Genomic DNA, 15,662 nt, shown 5'->3' with positions numbered 1-15,662 from the left:
GATGGGAAAAATTATGACAGACAACACTTTAATCGTTTCTCCTGAATGGTTAGCCACCAATACCGACAATCCGCAAGTTGTAATCATTGACTGTCGGTTTTCCCTTGCCGACCCGGAATTGGGACAAAAACAATATCAAGAAAGTCACATCCCGGGAGCTTTCTATTTAGATTTAAACCGCGATCTCGCGAGTTCAGTGGGCAAACACGGCGGTAGACATCCGCTGCCAAATATTGAAGAATTAGCTGAGAAGTTGAGCGCGATCGGCATTAATTCACCTGAAACTTTAGTCGTCGCCTATGACGATTCACGGCTGGCTTTTGCCGCTCGTTTGTGGTGGCTGCTGCGATATATGGGACACAGCAAAGTGGCTTTGTTAGACGGCGGTTTCAGCGGCTGGAAAGCGGCGGGCTATCCGGTAACAAATATTTTGCCAGAACCCCGGGAGGGTAAATTTGTGACCCACTTGCAGCAGGATTTGGCGGTAGATATTGAGGCGGTAAAAGAGCGTAAAGACTTGCCGGGAAAGGTTTTGGTTGATTCGCGAGAAAGCGAGAGATATGAAGGTTTGCGGGAGCCGATTGACCCCATTGCAGGTCACATTCCGGGTGCGGTTAACTATCCTTGGCAAGGGGTGACGGATGAAACTGGAAAAGTGCGATCGGCATCCGAACAAAAACAGCGGTGGACGGAATTAGAAAACGCCGAAGAAATTATTGTTTATTGCGGTTCCGGGGTGACGGCTTGCGTTAATTTACTGTCTTTAGAAATCGCCGGAATTCCCGATGCTAAACTTTATGTCGGTAGTTGGAGTGACTGGTGTTCTTATCAGTTGTAGGGCCCAGGAGCGAAATGATTGTTGACTGTTGACTGTTGACTGTTGACTGTTGACTGTGAGTTGTAGGGTGGACACCGAGCACCAAAGCGGGGAATCACTTCGGCGCACCTCAATGTAGTTGTATGGTGCGCCTAGCGCACCTTACGGGCAATAAAAGGAAAATCAAATATAGCAACCGCCAAGACCGTTAGGACGTTGTTAATGGCTGAAACGATTGATTTTATTGCTTCTTCCTTCTTCCTTCTTCCTTCTTCCTTCTTCCTTCTTCCTTCGGCTATAATACCCTAAAAATCAAAATAAATATAAGGCAAACCCCCTTCGGGAGCCAACACCCAAACCGCATACAAACAAAGCGGCACTAACACCAATTTCAGCGGCCAATTTAACTCCAATTTCAAACCCCGACTCAACGCATAATTCCCCACCATCGCCGCCGCCAAAGCCGCCAACATCCAAGTTAAATGCACTCTTTCCAAACCCAAAGCTTCGCCATAAACTTTCTCAGCAAACTGCACGTCAGCAGTGTGTCCCCACAAATGCGAAATCACCCATCCCGAATCCTTTAAATCGGGAAGGCGGAAAAATATCCAACTAGCAAAAACCATCGCCTGAGTCAACAGCCAACCGATCGCAATCCCGATCGGATTTTCCCACAAAAACTCGATCCGCAACCGCTTAAACAGCACATCAGTCAGCCTGTGAACCGCCAAAGCCAAACCGTGTAAACCTCCCCACACAATAAATCCCCAAGCTGCCCCGTGCCAAATTCCCGCAATTAACATGACGATCGACAAATTCAGACAAGTGCGCCACAAACCGACTCGCGAACCGCCCACAGGAAAATACAAATAATTGCGTAGCCAATCGCCTAAAGTCATGTGCCAGCGCCGCCAAAAATCAGCTATGCTGGCACTAAAATAAGGAAAATCAAAATTTGGTGGCAAATACCAACCCAGCAGCAAAGCAGTACCCCGCGCCATGTCAACATAGCCACTAAAATCGAGATAAAGTTGCAGCCCGTAAGCAAAAATAGCCAGCCACAAATCCTCGCTACCCGCCCGCTGCAAGTTGGTAAAGCTTAAATCGACATAAATTCCCAAGTTATCTGCGAAAAGACCTTTTTTTACTGCACCAAAGGCGATCGTCCAAAGTCCCTCAGAAATGCGATCGGGCGTCGGAAATTCCTGGGTTTTCAGTTGATAGATCAAGTTGTGATACCGAGTAATCGGGCCAGAAATCAGTTTTGGAAAAAACAACTTGTAAGCAGCAAAGTGCAGCAGCGAAGTAGCAGCAGGCGCGCCTCGGTACACGTCAATCAAATAAGCAATGCACTCAAAGCAAAAGAAACTCAATCCCAAAGGTGCGATGACGTGACTTTTCACCCAGTCAGCCCCGTCGATCGCTAAAGGCCAATTGAACAAAGTGCCGATCGAACTCAATAAAAAAGGCACATACTTAAAGCCCAGAAGCAGCAACACATTCAGGCAGATGCCTATCCACAGCAGCAACAAACGGCGGCGGTTCCAAGATTCATTAGCAATCCGCCAATCCAGAGGTTCCCCAATCGCCATCGCCAAGCAGTAATTAAACAAAGCACCGACTAACAGCAGAGGAATGTACCAAATTTGCAGCGAAGCGTAAAAAATTAAACTACCCGCCAACATGATGAACAGCCGCCACCACCGCAGCGGAACCAACCAGTAAGCCGCGAACAAAACTAACAAAAACAGGGCATATTGAAGGGAGATGAAAGTCATACCATTTTAGATTTTAGATTTTAGAATTGGGAATTGGGAATTGGGAATGGCTTTTTTTGTATGGGTTTGGATTACGCGCCTACAGTTGCATTCTTTTTATTAATCGAGACTTTGCTAAGAACAAGATTTATCATGGATTTTAGCCGATCGCCGACACGAAAATAGGCCCTCGGTAAGTCCCTACTATACAGTCGGCCACTGAGAACTGCTACATTTTACAGCACAAAGGTTATATGCTGTTGCAAATTAAATAAATCTTGCCTGCAATAAATTAATTCTCTTACGAACAATATAAAATGCGCTGAAAAAAATATAATTAGGTTCGCAGCATCGGACTTCAGTTCTCAAAAGCTACAAGGCCTGATATTGTTTCCCTTTGCATCGGAATAATATTTTTCACCGTGCACTTTTAGCATTCCGCACAGCAAAAAAGTGATGTAACCCAAAATGTTTTGAATTCATCACGATAGCAGGTATTTGACAAGTAGTCCGATCGCATTTCAACCCTTCCCAAACCTCAAATTCGGTCAGATCCGGTATCACAATGTCGGTAAAAATTGCTTGCGGTTGCTCAAAGAGCAGCCGAACCCACCTTCAGCGCCGTTGGCGACCTATATCGCAGTACAATGAATTGGTGGCAATTTTTTCAGCAAATACCGAAAAATTATCTTCATCCTCCCCAATCAAAACTTTGGCTGCTGAATCCGCCGCTGGCGATGCCCCGGAACCCCGCAAGCTACGAGAATTTGCGCTTGCCAGCGATATTTCATCTCCCTTAGCAGGGGACATTTCCAAAGGGTTTTCTTCCTCTCCAGGATACAGAATCGGCAGTGTTACAAAAAAAGTCGAACCCACTCCGGGTGAACTTGTCATTTCAATGCTTCCCCCCAGAAATTCGGCCAGTTTTTTACACAGAGACAATCCCAATCCCGTGCCTTTGACGCCCTTCTGCAAGGGGTTTTCGAGTTGGACAAATTCTTCAAAAATCCGCCTTTGATCGGCTGGGGGAATGCCGATGCCCGTATCTGCTACTGAAAAAGTAACTGTTCCCTCTTCTCCTATTTCCGCAGCAACTCGAACTTCACCTGCTTCGGTAAATTTGAGGGCATTAGAAATCAGATTTCGCAAAATCTGAGAAACTTTGCCCTCGTCGGTTGTAAGGATTGGAAGTTCGAGAGGATCTTCAAAAATTATAGAAACGGCAGAGTTTTGGGGAACCAGGGGGCGCATCATTCCTCGCAGCGCGCTGAACAAATCTTCGACTTCAAAATCAGCCACGCGAACAGTTAGTTTTCCGGCTTCTACTTTGGCTAAATCTAACGAGTCGTTGACAAGTTCTGCGAGAGACTCGGCGGATTTGTAAATGTAATTTACTTGCTTGTCCTGTTCGGGGGAAAGTTCTCCGTCGAGGCGATGTAACAATATTTCCGAAAGGCTCATAATGGCCGTTAGCGGAGTGCGAAACTCGTGGCTCATATTAGAGAGAAAGCTGGTTTTGAGTTCGCTGGCGCGCCGGAGAGATTCGGCTTTGTCGTTCAATTCAGCGTAAAGTGCCAGAACTCCGCGATTGGTATCTTCTAGTTGTTGATTTAATTGTACGAGTTCTTCTTGACGCTGGCGGAGTTCGTCTAAAGTGCGTAGTAATTCTTGATTTTGCTGCTGAATTTCGGCATAGGGATCTTCGGGAATTTGGCGCGCTAGTTTGTCAACTAATTGATTTAGTTCGATCGCACTCAGCGCGGGCATATGTTTGGAAAACTGTTTAATTAATTGTACAGCCGTTCCGCGAGCGGGCGCAGAGTCGATTTTCACTTCGTCCATCAACCGTTTCGCTGCTGCTAAACCGAGTCCCGCGCCGGTTTGCGATCGAAAATTGGGGCTTAACACAGCGGGTAAATCAGCAATTCCCGGCCCGGTGTCGGAAATCCGAGTCCGAAAAATTTGGGGCGATTCCCCTTCCACAATGAATTCTACTTTGCCACCGCCGGCATATTTGAAAGCATTGCGGGCAATTTCGGAAACTGCTGTGGCGATGCGGGTTTGTACTTGGGAATCGAATCCCAGCCCTTTAGCAATTTGGCGAGCTCTTTGGCGTACTTGTACGATGTCTTGTTCAAAGCGGACTTCCGTCGTCAGGATTGGGTAACTCACGCTGCTTCTCTCATCTTGGCTACTATAACTGTCATGTCATCGCGAGTGCGTTTGAAATCCCGGTAGAGCACGGCTGCGATTAAAGCAGGATGTCTGGAGGCTAAACCCGGGTAGCGGTTTAAATTCCACTGCGCCGCCAAACCGTCAGAGTGCATGATGAGTAGGGACTGCTGCGACCAAGGATAGACAAATTCTGCTACTTTTCGCATCATATGTCCAACTGTGCCGTTGTAGGAAACCATGCTGCGGCTTTGGTTATCTGTGACAACTACACCGCTGATGTTGCCAATTCCGGCAAAACAAATTGTTTGTTGGGTAGGATCTATTTGGGCGATCGCCGCAGCCGCTCCTCTGGTATTTTTTAAAGCAGCGTGCGCCTTCTCTAAAATTGCTTTCGGCCCGAGTTTGGCGTTTTCTTGAAATACGCGCACTGCTTCGCGAGACGCTTCCTCCGCCAAATCCCCGTAGCCGAGCCCGTCTGCAACTAAAATCAGGTTTTTGTCAAGGTGATTTTCTGTCGCCCACGAATCCCCGCAAATTTGCTCTCCTACTTTCGGCAAGTGGATCACCCCAAATTCCAAGTAATTGCTGTTTTGGAAGGCTTCCCGGCTATTTTGGGTCGGTTCCAGCCGCGCTAATAAGGCTGTCCCGAGTTTTGGTACAGAATGAATATCAAAAAAATTAGAGAGGCGTTTAATTGCCCCCAGTCCTGTTCCAGGGCTTCCCGCTGTAGAAAAACCGTCCCGCAGACACAGCGCGACATTTGCCATGCCCTGCCCCCGGTCTAGCGCTACTATTTCAATGCTATATCCTGCCGTTGTTTTTAATGTTCGCAGCAAAAGTTCTCCTTCGCGGGCGTGCTTGACCACGTTTTTTGCTGCTTCGGTGGTAACAATTGCGACTTTACCGCGATCGGTCTCGTTAAATTCGACTTCGGCCGCCAGGGCGACTGCGATTCGCCGCGCTTCTCCGACTTGACTTTCTTCTGTTACGGGCAAGGCTACGGCATCTATCATTTTTTATCAGTTCTCATAATGAAATCCTCCATACGCCAACCCTCTGCGGGTATGGTGTGGGATTCCAAGAATCACTTCTTGGCTTTGCTGGTTACTCTTTATACCAATTTAAAAAATAATACAACTATACGCAAGCTCCAAACCCCGATCGTCCTCACTCATTCCCAATTTTTTAATCTAAAATCTCAACTCTCAAATCGTATTACTTCTTCAGCGCCAGCGGACGATCGCAATTTTAGTTCCCTTACCCACTTTGGAAACAATCTCAAATTCGTGCATCAACCGTTTAGAACCACTGAGTCCCAAACCCAAACCGTGATTAGAAGTATAACCGTCAGTCATTGCCAATTCGATGTCTGGAATTCCCGGGCCCTTGTCTTCAAATATCAGCCTCAGCCCTTTGCGGGTTCCTAATTGGAGCGTTTCGAGAGTTACAGTTCCCCCTTTGCCGTAGTCTACAGTATTGCGGGCGAGTTCGCTGGCTGCGGTAACGATTTTCGTTTGGTCTAATAAACCGAATCCCATTGCTACAGCCCAAGCTCGCACTTGCTGTCGGACGTGGACTATATCGGATGACGATCGGATTTCTAGTATCTCACGTTTTGACATGGCGGCTACTGTACCAAAATAGAACTTCTCCCCAAAATATAGGACTTACGCTCATCAACTTAGTTTCTCCTAATAGGACTTACGCACTTACTACGATTTTCTCTCAAAATAGAACATAGTGCAGGAATCTTAAACCCTTGATTTAACCCCCTTGAGTGCGTAAGCCCTTTCCTAAGAAATCTTCTGTTTGTCAACAAGGTATCTACAAACAAACTAGGTTTATTGACTGCCTGTGCCTCGGTCAGGGGAAAATTAATCGATTGCTTACCCTTGCTCGTCAAGAGACCAACCCAAGGATTTTCTTAACAAAATCATGCCCTTTTCAACGCTTAAAGCTGTGCGAACTCCTGTCAGGGAAAGCCCCAACTCAACGAGGGTAATAGCAACCGCTGGCTGCATCCCGACCACAACTGTTTCCGCATCTAAAATTCGCGACATACTAGCGATATTGTTGATAATGCGACCGATAAAAGAATCAACAATTTCGAGGGAAGAAATTTCTATTAACACACCTTTGACACCTGTTTTGACGATGCGGTTCGTCAGGTCATCTTGCAGCGTCATTGCTAAGCGATCGTGCATATCTACTTGAATTGTTACTAGCAAAAATTCTCCCATTTGAAGAATCGGTATTCGTTCCATAAATTCACCTACTTGCTAACATTTACTTGAGTTATCATGTCAGATAGCAATATTTTTACTTTTCCTCTTTAAGATTTTTTATAATTAAACCTTGGCGCTGCAACGCGACTTTAAAAGCATCTGCTAAAGTAGCTTTTGTGAGAATATCCTGCAAGTCAACTCCCAAGTGAACTATGGTTTGAGCTATTTGCGGGCGAATGCCACTGATGATGCACTCAGTACCCATTAAACGGGCGGCTGCTACAGTTTTTAATAAATGTTGAGCAACTAAAGTGTCTACAGTCGGCACGCCTGTAATGTCTAAAATCGCAAATTCTGAGCCGGTTTCCATGATTTCTTGCAACAGAGTTTCCATTACTATTTGAGTGCGGGCACTGTCGAGAGTCCCGATCATAGGTAAAGCGAGAATGCCTTGCCAAAGTTTGACTACGGGTGTTGACAATTCCAGCATTTCTTGCTGCTGGCGTTCGATGACTTCTTCGCGAGCTTTGAGAAAGATTTCTGTCACCCAAAGGCCAAGCTGGTCTAATAAACTGGTGGAAAGCCAAAGTTGCTCGACAAGTGCGTCGCGGTTTTCTGTCAGTTCATGACAAAGCCGATCGAACAATGGCTTTTTGAAGCATAAAATGAAACTCGCTATCTCTGAGGGAGTAAAGCCTCTCTGAACGCGCGATCGCGAAACTTCTGCTAGCAACACCCGCATATTTTCCCATTCGGGTGTCTGGATGTCGCTAAAGTTACCGTGTCCGACTGCAATGTGGAGCAATTGCAAGAACTCTTGACACTCAGAGCGCAATTCTTTGGCTCTCATCAAGTCGTCCCGCCGCAGCCCGGTATTTTGCAGTTCTTTGAGCCAGTCTGCTAGTAACTCTGCTTTGTGTCTTTGTATGATTTCCGCGATCGTGTTATTGCTTGTGAGTTCCATTAAAATTATCTCCTGCTTAGCAATTGGGATGAAGTTGTACGAGATATCGCACCAAGCGTGTTTTTTGATGGGGCAACTTCTGAGTTTAGCTCACTGTTTGCTGTTTGCGATCAAGGGTTAAGTACCTAATTGTAAAATGCGTTTGACGATCGCACTGGTAGAACTGGGAACTTCTATTTCGATCAAGGAAATCTTGCCACCTCCGGCGATAACGGCCGGTGCTTCCGGCAGAGTTTCGACTTGATAGTCGCCTCCTTTAACGTATATATCAGGCTTCAGGATATTTATCAGTTTAGTTGCTGTAATCTCCGAAAAAATTACTACGGCGTCTACTGGTTTGAGAGCCGCTAACACTTCGGCTCGCTGATTTTCCGGTACGATCGGACGGGGTGGCAATCCCGGCTGCTGCGGTTTGATAGCTTGCACGCTGGCGTCGCTATTCAAGCCCACAACGAGCGATCGCCCCAAATTTTTTGCCGCCTGCAAATAGCGGACGTGACCGCAGTGCAGGATATCGAAGCAGCCGTTAGTAAACACCATCGGACGCCACTTGTCCGGATCGGATGCGATCGATCTTTCCAGTTCTCTCAACGTGTAAACATCAGAAATCATTGCAGTCATTACCACCAAATTTGAACAGCGGTCAAAATTATCCTACCAAAAAATGTGAAGCTTTGCACTTTTACTATTGAATAATAAATTCTTCAACCTGACCATAATTAATAGTTGCCGGTGAGTAAATAGTGATTAGTAATTTGTGACTCTTAAGCAAGAAGGGATAAGTAAAAATTACCTGCAACAACGTGATATAGTAAACAGAATTCCCAAGTAAAAAAACGCTAGTCGTGTATTTGTGACTGCCGTATCGTGCTGTTGGTAATTGGAGGTTAAAAAGGTTGGTAAACAATTATTTATTCCCGCCCTCTCTTATATCAATTACTATAAGACAAGGGATGTAGTTCCACCCCCTCGGGCAGGCGATCGGGTGGTGGGAGCCCTAGGGGGTGAAACCCAACGAAACGCGCTCCTCCTGTGTCTCTTATTTCGGGCACGGCCGCGCGAGCGAAAGCTAGTTAAAACCAGGAACCCAAGTGTGTAGAGCTCATCTTTACGCTGGATTCGTCAGACTATAGAAGAAGCCAGCAGTTGCTTGCTGGAGTTTCTGGACGCTATCTTGACCAAGCTTTACAGCCAGCCCAGAAGCCTACAGCCTCCTGTGTCCCACTCTGCATAGCTGCTCAGAAACTCGACCTTTTGGCTCGCAACTGCAGTCTGTGAAAACCCAGAGGAAAGTCGAGTTCGGTACCCGAAGCAGCTATTTTGGTGGAAAATAGCTTAACTCCTTCAACAAAATCCACTCAACTACCCCCTTGAATCTAAAGGTGTAGAATTATCTAACACGAATTATGAAAGCAAGTAATAGCCGTCAATTTTCTTCAGTAGCTGCTCGAACTCTAAAAGTAGTCGGGATTATCTTAATTCTCTCTGCTTTGCTTGACTGCATTGTTCTGTCGCTGCCGGGAGAAAGTTCAGACCTTCTCAATCGAGGCTGGCAGTTGGCTGCTGCAACTCAGATAGTTGACAGGGGCATTATTCCTTTGATCGGTATCGCCCTCCTGATGACTGGCTTTTGGGTTGACAGCAGCAGTGGAGTCTCTATTGAGCGACGCCAGGTCTGGCTGGACTTGCGATTCTGGGCGCTGTTGATTTCCAGCTTGTTAGGTCTAGTTTACCTATCTCTGGTTCCCGTTCACCTCAACAATACTCGTTTGGAACTCAAGGATGCTCTGGCTCAAGTAGATCAAGAAGCCGGACAAGCGGAAGGTCAACTTGAGGCACAACTTAAAAGCCCTCAATTTAAAGCTCAGGTAGAACAGCTCAAAAGCCAGCGTCGCACCCAGATAGCCGCGCTGCTGGAAGACAACGGGAAGCTGCAACAAGCACTCAAGAGTCCAGATGTTCCCAAGGAATTGAAAGGTGTGCTTGAGCAGTCGAAAAATGACCCGAAAGCCCTCGACAAGTTCCTGGAACAGCAAGCTCAAGAACTTCCCACTCAAGCTCGCAACGAGATTCGCACCCGCAAGCAACAAAAAGAGAAAGAGTTAAGAACTCGATCGAGAAATTCGAGTTTGCAGACGGGAATCACCAGTTTGCTGTTAGCGATCGGCTACATTACTGTTGGTTGGACGGGATTGAGAAGTATGGGAATTATGCGGTTCGGCCGCCGCAAAAATTGACCGGCGCTGGCAGGGATCGCGCTGGTCGAGACATCCCTGAGAAATAGTTTGTTTACCCAATAGTTTGCCCTTACTGAAAGCTGGGAATGTTCTCAATTTATATTCTGACTTACAACGAAGAGATTGATATCGCCGCTTGCATTGAATCGGCACTGCTTTGTGACGATATCATTGTAGTTGATTCTTTCAGCACCGATCGCACCCTTGAGATTGTTCAGAACTATGCCGTGCAAACAGTGCAGCACCGCTTTGAAACTCACGGACGCCAGCGGACTTGGATGCTGCAAGAAGTCCCGTGCAAGTACGAATGGGTTTACATCCTCGAAGCAGACGAGCGGATGACGCCTGCACTGTTTGCTGAATGCTTAAAGGCGATCGAAAGTCAAGAATATATCGGCTATTACGTAGCTGAAAAAGTAATATTTATGGAGCGCTGGATTCGCCGCAGCACTCAATATCCCCGTTATCAAATGCGTCTCTTTCGCAAAGACCGAGTGTGGTTTACTGACTACGGTCACACTGAACGGGAAGTCTGCAACGGGCCTACTCACTTTTTGAAGGAAACTTACCCTCACTATACTTGCAGCAAAGGTCTTTCCCGCTGGATTGAAAAGCACAACCGCTACTCGACTGACGAGGCGGCTGAAACTCTCCGTCAATTAGAAGCGGGCCAAGTAAATTGGTGGGATTTATTGTTTGGCGCCTCGGAGGTGGAAAGGCGCCGCGCTTTGAAAGATTTTTCTTTGCGCTTGCCTTTGCGGCCTGTGGTTCGCTTTTTCTATATGTATATTTTACTGGGCGGATTTCTTGACGGCCAAGCGGGATTGGCTTGGTGCACGCTGCAAGCTTTTTATGAATATCTAATTTTGCTGAAAGTTTGGGAAATGAAGCATCTACCACTGCCAACTTTAGAGGCAGTGGCAGAACAATCTATTTCGGAAGTTGTAACAGTTGAGCCGTCAAAAGTTTCTTATAATCTTGGCGCTTCCGATACTCGAAATTAAAATTTGAGAATTAAAAATTGGGCATGAAAAATTGGCATTGGTAATTAATACCACTTAAAAAAGAACATGATTTACGCACTTCCCTAGATGACAACCCCGTCCGAACATAGATATAATCAAGAACATAGCCCTGATACACATCTGAAAAAAGGGTAGTTTATTGCGCCTAATTATCATTAATTCGGCTTGGCCCAATTGGAGGATGATTCTTGTGGGGAGTATGGGTTAAGCGTCCCGCCTGCTGTGAAAATACACGCCTTCGGGGGTATGGCCACACCTACAAAAAAAATCAAAATCCTCCCGCTATTATGCAACGCTCCGCCCTCAGTAGGTCTTTTGACGGGTTTGTCGCCCCGTCGAGATATTCACCACAACAACAAAACAAAAAAAACCCGATTTCTTGGAGAAACCGGGTTTCTGAATACCCTCCAATTTTTAGGTTTAATCAAGTTTTGATTCTTCTTAACTCAAAACTCCCACGACTCACAACTTAAAACTCTTGAGATTTGGCCGTTGTTTTTGCCCGATCAAGCTTTAAAATCAACACACCCAGAGGCGGCAAACACAAGTCGATCGAATAAGCACTGTTGTGGAACCACCACTCCTCAGTCCACTTGCCCCCCAAATTCCCCATATTGCTGCCGCCGTATTCCCGGGCGTCGCTGTTAAACAACTCCGTATAGAAACCTGGTTCCGGCACTCCTACGCGATAGTGAGAGTGCGGCTGGGGCGTAAAATTGCACACGATCACCACAAACTCGTCGCCATCCTTCTCTCGGCGCACAAATGCCACGACACTGTGCCGGTTGTCGCTGCAATCAATCCACTCAAACCCATCCTCAGCAAAATCTTGACTGTAAAGTGCCGTTTCGCTGCGGTACAAATTGTTCAAATCTTTAAAAAACAGCTTCAACTTTTGGTGCGGCTCGAATTGCAGCAATTGCCACTGCAAATCCCCCCACACGTTCCACTCGTGCCACTGGCCGAACTCCATGCCCATAAAGATCGTTTTCTTTCCGGGATGAGCAAACATAAAAGTAAACAAACAGCGCACGTTTGCAAACTTTTGCCATTCGTCCCCTGGCATTTTCCCGATGATGTGAGCCTTGCCGTGGACGACTTCATCGTGGGACAAAGCCAGCATGAAATTCTCGCTGTGGTTGTACCACATACTGAAAGTTATGTTGTTCTGGTGGAACTGGCGGAACCACGGGTCCATGTGGAAATAGTCGAGCATATCGTGCATCCAACCCATGTTCCACTTCAGGTTGAAGCCTAAGCCGCCTACATAGGTCGGCCAAGATACCATCGGCCAAGAGGTAGATTCTTCGGCGATCGACAGCGCACCTGGGAAATAGCTAAAAATGACGTGATTCGCCTGACGCAGAAAATCCGCTGCCTCGATATTTTCACGCCCTCCGTATTGGTTGGTCAGCCATTCTCCGGGTTCGCGGCAGTAATCCAAATAAAGCATCGAGGCTACCGCATCTACGCGAATCCCGTCGATGTGGTACTTGTCAAACCAAAACAGAGCGTTTGATACTAGGAAATTCCGCACTTCGTTGCGGCCGTAGTTAAATACTAGGGTTCCCCACTCTTTGTGTTCGCCCTTGCGGGGGTCGGCGTGTTCGTACAAGTGAGTTCCGTCAAAGAAAGCCAAACCGTGGCCGTCTTTGGGGAAATGTCCCGGTACCCAGTCCACCAGTACGCCAATGCCGTTGGCGTGGCACTGGTCAACAAAATACATGAAATCTTCAGGTGTGCCGTAGCGGGAAGTTGGGGCGAAATAACCGGTGACTTGATAGCCCCAAGAACCGTCGAAAGGATGTTCGGCGATCGGCAGCATTTCGATGTGAGTGAATCCCAAATCTTTGACGTAGGGTATCAGCCGATCGGCCAATTCCCGGTAAGTCAGAAAGCGCGCCCCGAGATTCAGTTCCGAAACTTGCACGGCGGGTTGTATTTCCCCATTTGGTAGCACGGCGGGTTCGTCAGTAGCGGCGTGCAGCCAAGAACCGATGTGGCATTCGTAAACCGAAACCGGCTGCGTCAGTTGGTCTGTGTGCCGCCGCTTTTCGATCCAAGCGCTGTCGTTCCAATTGTAGGTGTTTAAGTCGGTGACAATTGATGCTGTTTTCGGCCGCACTTCTTGCTGGAAACCGTAAGGATCGGACTTTTCGTAGGGATGTCCGTCTTGGTTTTTCACTTCGTATTTGTAGGAAGTTCCCACGGATAGTCCCGGAATAAATAATTCCCAGATGCCGTTTTGCGATTTCCGCATTTGATGTTTGCGGCCGTCCCAATAGTTGAAATCTCCTAAAACTGATACATTTCGGGCATTCGGGGCCCAAACGGCAAAATATACTCCTGTGATGCCGTCTACTTCGGTGAGGTGTGCCCCCAGTTTTTCGTAAATCCGGTGGTGGTTGCCTTCTGAGAATAAGTGAATGTCAAATTCTGTGAGTTTGGGCGATCGAAAGGCGTAGGGGTCGTAGATAAAGCGATCGTGTTCTCCTTCTTTGACCCGCAGTTGATAGTTTGCTAGTTCTGGGGTTTCGATCGTACATTCAAAAAAGTGAGGGTGATGCTCTGATTTCATCGGGTATTCGGCCCTGGCCTCCGGCACAACTACCGATACCGCATCCGCATTCGGCAGATAAGCTCGGACGACCCAGACTTTTTTGCCATTTTCTTCGATCGCGTGAGGGCCTAGCACTTCAAATGGATCGTGGTGCTGATTCCCAACAATGCGGTCAATCTGTTCAAAGGGGACGGTCGCGGGCATAAAACTACTTACCTCAATCTTTTAACTAAATGGCTTTCAAAACCTAGAGTGGCAATGCACTTTACATTTCGATACATTTTTGATCGCTGATCCTACCACTGATTAGCACGATCTTGCCTGCTGCAGCTCCAGCGCGCGCCCTTGCACACACAGCAGGCTGTTGCCTTGCCGGCCGCCGAGCTGGGGTTTTACTGCTAACATCGTATAGAAATATTAAAACAAATTGAAAAATTTATCTTATCTCCCAAATGTCCTTGACTTCTTATTTAAAATGTGATATGAAATTTTTTTAAACTATTGTCTGTTTGCCACTGCAGGAGGGTCAACACTGTAAGTGTTGGGCAGCAGTTAATAGTTTACCGGGAATTTTCAGGCAGGCACGATCGCCCGATCAGTAGAATTTCACCTCCCGGAGGCTGGGTTTCCCCACAAATTCGGTGAATTTGGGCAATACGCTGAAACAGCGAAGGATGCTCAACTCGGTATTGAGGAATTAAAGCTAAAGGACTCAGCATGGCGACAGCAGCAAGGAATATCAGCCATGCTCAAGGCATCGCCTAGCAAACTAGCACCATCCTACCAGCGACGGTGCAATAGGTTTAAAGCAGCACTCAGGCGCAACTGGAGCGAGTTTTGCCGAGGCAGGGTTAATACCGAAGTGGCGCGGCGCCAATTGAATCACTAAACTGGCTCTAAACAGACGGGTCGATTTGCTTGCCCGCACCGATGCGAAACTCTTAGTAAACAAATCGAGTAGCCATGCGGATGCTCTCATCGAGGAAGTCTTCGACGAGCATCCAAAGCTCAGCTTGCTTTCCTCTCGTCTCTGGGAACAGTGGCGGGGAAAGAAAGCGAGACTCGATCGACAGTGCAAAATTTACCTCGATTCTGCGATCGCCTCCGGTTGACCTTCGAGTTGAGGCAGAAGCACTGGCACTCTCCTCAAGCTTCCCGTCAGAGGCTTGAGTTTCATAACCTGCATCCCGGGAGTCAAATTTTCCACTTGAAAGCTAATGCCCTTGTAACCCAGCGCCAAGCGGACTTTGCGCCACTAAGGGGATCTACTGAAACTTTAGTAAAAGCATCAGACTACAACTAACACCCAACTTGAGACCTAGACCTCTGAGATGAAAAAATGCGAGGAGCGAACGATTTTTCACCTGGAGGCTAGGCTCGTTGGGCAAACACTCTCGGATCGCCCTAGTTAGGGAGACTTTTTAGGAGAAGGAGAAGCTGTTCCACCAGCCCCAGTTCCACTAGCCCCAGGTGCACCAGTCCCAGGAGTGGACTTTGGAGATGGAGAAGAAGTAGGAGAAGTAGTAGTAGTGCCAGTGTTACCAGTGCTGCCAGGGCCGCTCGGAGAGGGGCTAGGGTTGTTGCTGCCGGTATCTCCGCAGGCGCCGAGGGCTACTGCCAAGCCCACTACCAAAGTCAAACGAATTAATCCCTTGTTCATAAAAACTCCTTAAGACTGAAAACCCATCGCAAGGAAGGGAATAGTGTACTTCAGAAACAATGCTGGCACGAATAGCTCAACGATTCGCTCGTTGATTACAATACTGCATTTATTCATAAATTTCACATAGATTATCGCTAACCAGCAAAGATTTCTTTTTTTTTGGCAAATCCTGAAGTCAAAGAGACCAGTGGTAGGATGGGTTGGTTGGCTTGTGAGGTATCTTTGGTAAGGATAACCGA

At 47.2% G+C, this 15,662-nt stretch carries 14 protein-coding genes; 3 read left to right on the top strand and 11 right to left on the bottom strand.

The window, feature by feature from the left end; all coding sequences use genetic code 11:
- The first annotated feature begins 13 nt into the window (after positions 1-13).
- Entirely contained in the window at positions 14-838 is an 825-nt protein-coding gene (locus QUA71_RS12675) for a sulfurtransferase (protein ID WP_333285349.1), read from the top strand.
- Positions 839-1,122: 284 nt separating this feature from the next.
- Here the strand turns inward: QUA71_RS12675 and QUA71_RS12670 are convergent, their stop codons facing one another.
- From QUA71_RS12670 to rfaE2, 7 genes are all read right to left on the bottom strand, one after another.
- Entirely contained in the window at positions 1,123-2,595 is a 1,473-nt protein-coding gene (locus QUA71_RS12670) for an MBOAT family protein (RefSeq protein ID WP_333285347.1), read from the bottom strand.
- 594 nt (positions 2,596-3,189) lie between these two features.
- Positions 3,190-4,746 carry an ATP-binding protein gene (locus QUA71_RS12665; protein WP_333285345.1) on the bottom strand — a complete coding sequence of 519 codons (1,557 nt, stop codon included), beginning with the start codon at positions 4,744-4,746 and terminating at the stop codon, positions 3,190-3,192.
- Positions 4,743-5,762, bottom strand: a complete 1,020-nt coding sequence (locus tag QUA71_RS12660; RefSeq protein ID WP_333285343.1) for an ATP-binding SpoIIE family protein phosphatase — start codon at positions 5,760-5,762, stop codon at positions 4,743-4,745. The genes QUA71_RS12665 and QUA71_RS12660 overlap by 4 nt, the downstream gene beginning before the upstream one ends.
- A 210-nt stretch (positions 5,763-5,972) precedes the next feature.
- Entirely contained in the window at positions 5,973-6,371 is a 399-nt protein-coding gene (locus QUA71_RS12655; protein WP_333285341.1) for an anti-sigma regulatory factor, read from the bottom strand.
- 264 nt (positions 6,372-6,635) lie between these two features.
- A complete protein-coding gene (locus tag QUA71_RS12650) occupies positions 6,636-7,013 on the bottom strand; it encodes an STAS domain-containing protein (protein ID WP_190662402.1) in 378 nt (125 codons plus the stop codon).
- Positions 7,014-7,068: 55 nt separating this feature from the next.
- The gene (locus QUA71_RS12645; RefSeq protein ID WP_190662403.1) at positions 7,069-7,938 is read right to left on the bottom strand and encodes an STAS domain-containing protein; all 870 of its coding nucleotides are present in this window, start codon (positions 7,936-7,938) and stop codon (positions 7,069-7,071) included.
- 117 nt (positions 7,939-8,055) lie between these two features.
- Positions 8,056-8,550: a D-glycero-beta-D-manno-heptose 1-phosphate adenylyltransferase gene (gene rfaE2 / locus QUA71_RS12640; RefSeq protein WP_190662508.1), complete on the bottom strand. Its 495-nt coding sequence runs from the start codon at positions 8,548-8,550 to the stop codon at positions 8,056-8,058.
- Between the two features lie 794 nt (positions 8,551-9,344).
- Between rfaE2 and hpsJ-B the strand changes: the two genes are divergently transcribed.
- Both hpsJ-B and QUA71_RS12630 read left to right on the top strand, forming a co-directional pair.
- Positions 9,345-10,175, top strand: a complete 831-nt coding sequence (hpsJ-B, locus tag QUA71_RS12635) for a hormogonium polysaccharide biosynthesis protein HpsJ (protein WP_333285336.1) — start codon at positions 9,345-9,347, stop codon at positions 10,173-10,175.
- An 86-nt stretch (positions 10,176-10,261) separates the two neighbouring features.
- Positions 10,262-11,179, top strand: a complete 918-nt coding sequence (locus QUA71_RS12630) for a glycosyltransferase family 2 protein (RefSeq protein WP_015177708.1) — start codon at positions 10,262-10,264, stop codon at positions 11,177-11,179.
- 490 nt (positions 11,180-11,669) lie between these two features.
- Here QUA71_RS12630 and glgB read toward each other — a convergent pair whose 3' ends face one another.
- From glgB to QUA71_RS12610, 4 genes are all read right to left on the bottom strand, one after another.
- Positions 11,670-13,964: a 1,4-alpha-glucan branching enzyme gene (gene glgB, locus QUA71_RS12625; protein WP_333285334.1), complete on the bottom strand. Its 2,295-nt coding sequence runs from the start codon at positions 13,962-13,964 to the stop codon at positions 11,670-11,672.
- Between the two features lie 356 nt (positions 13,965-14,320).
- Positions 14,321-14,479, bottom strand: a complete 159-nt coding sequence (locus QUA71_RS12620) for a hypothetical protein (protein WP_333285332.1) — start codon at positions 14,477-14,479, stop codon at positions 14,321-14,323.
- Positions 14,480-14,841: 362 nt separating this feature from the next.
- Positions 14,842-14,967, bottom strand: a complete 126-nt coding sequence (locus QUA71_RS12615) for a hypothetical protein (protein WP_333285442.1) — start codon at positions 14,965-14,967, stop codon at positions 14,842-14,844.
- A gap of 201 nt (positions 14,968-15,168) precedes the next feature.
- Entirely contained in the window at positions 15,169-15,420 is a 252-nt protein-coding gene (locus QUA71_RS12610) for a serine protease (protein WP_333285330.1), read from the bottom strand.
- Between the last annotated feature and the right edge of the window lie 242 nt (positions 15,421-15,662).

The sequence above is a fragment of the Microcoleus sp. MON1_C5 genome (assembly GCF_036701875.1).
Classification (GTDB): Bacteria; Cyanobacteriota; Cyanobacteriia; order Cyanobacteriales; family Microcoleaceae; genus Microcoleus.
This window is presented reverse-complemented; position numbering and strand designations above follow the sequence as displayed.

What these genes read in the sequence shown, in the direction of transcription:
- QUA71_RS12675 (WP_333285349.1), top strand. Translation starts at nt 14, where the DNA reads ATGACAGACAACACTTTAATCGTTTCTCCTGAATGGTTAGCCACCAAT.
- QUA71_RS12670 (WP_333285347.1), bottom strand. Translation starts at nt 2,595, where the DNA reads ATGACTTTCATCTCCCTTCAATATGCCCTGTTTTTGTTAGTTTTGTTC.
- QUA71_RS12660 (WP_333285343.1), bottom strand. Translation starts at nt 5,762, where the DNA reads ATGATAGATGCCGTAGCCTTGCCCGTAACAGAAGAAAGTCAAGTCGGA.
- QUA71_RS12655 (WP_333285341.1), bottom strand. Translation starts at nt 6,371, where the DNA reads ATGTCAAAACGTGAGATACTAGAAATCCGATCGTCATCCGATATAGTC.
- QUA71_RS12650 (WP_190662402.1), bottom strand. Translation starts at nt 7,013, where the DNA reads ATGGAACGAATACCGATTCTTCAAATGGGAGAATTTTTGCTAGTAACA.
- QUA71_RS12645 (WP_190662403.1), bottom strand. Translation starts at nt 7,938, where the DNA reads ATGGAACTCACAAGCAATAACACGATCGCGGAAATCATACAAAGACAC.
- rfaE2 (WP_190662508.1), bottom strand. Translation starts at nt 8,550, where the DNA reads ATGATTTCTGATGTTTACACGTTGAGAGAACTGGAAAGATCGATCGCA.
- hpsJ-B (WP_333285336.1), top strand. Translation starts at nt 9,345, where the DNA reads ATGAAAGCAAGTAATAGCCGTCAATTTTCTTCAGTAGCTGCTCGAACT.
- QUA71_RS12630 (WP_015177708.1), top strand. Translation starts at nt 10,262, where the DNA reads ATGTTCTCAATTTATATTCTGACTTACAACGAAGAGATTGATATCGCC.
- glgB (WP_333285334.1), bottom strand. Translation starts at nt 13,964, where the DNA reads ATGCCCGCGACCGTCCCCTTTGAACAGATTGACCGCATTGTTGGGAAT.
- QUA71_RS12620 (WP_333285332.1), bottom strand. Translation starts at nt 14,479, where the DNA reads ATGCTGAGTCCTTTAGCTTTAATTCCTCAATACCGAGTTGAGCATCCT.
- QUA71_RS12610 (WP_333285330.1), bottom strand. Translation starts at nt 15,420, where the DNA reads ATGAACAAGGGATTAATTCGTTTGACTTTGGTAGTGGGCTTGGCAGTA.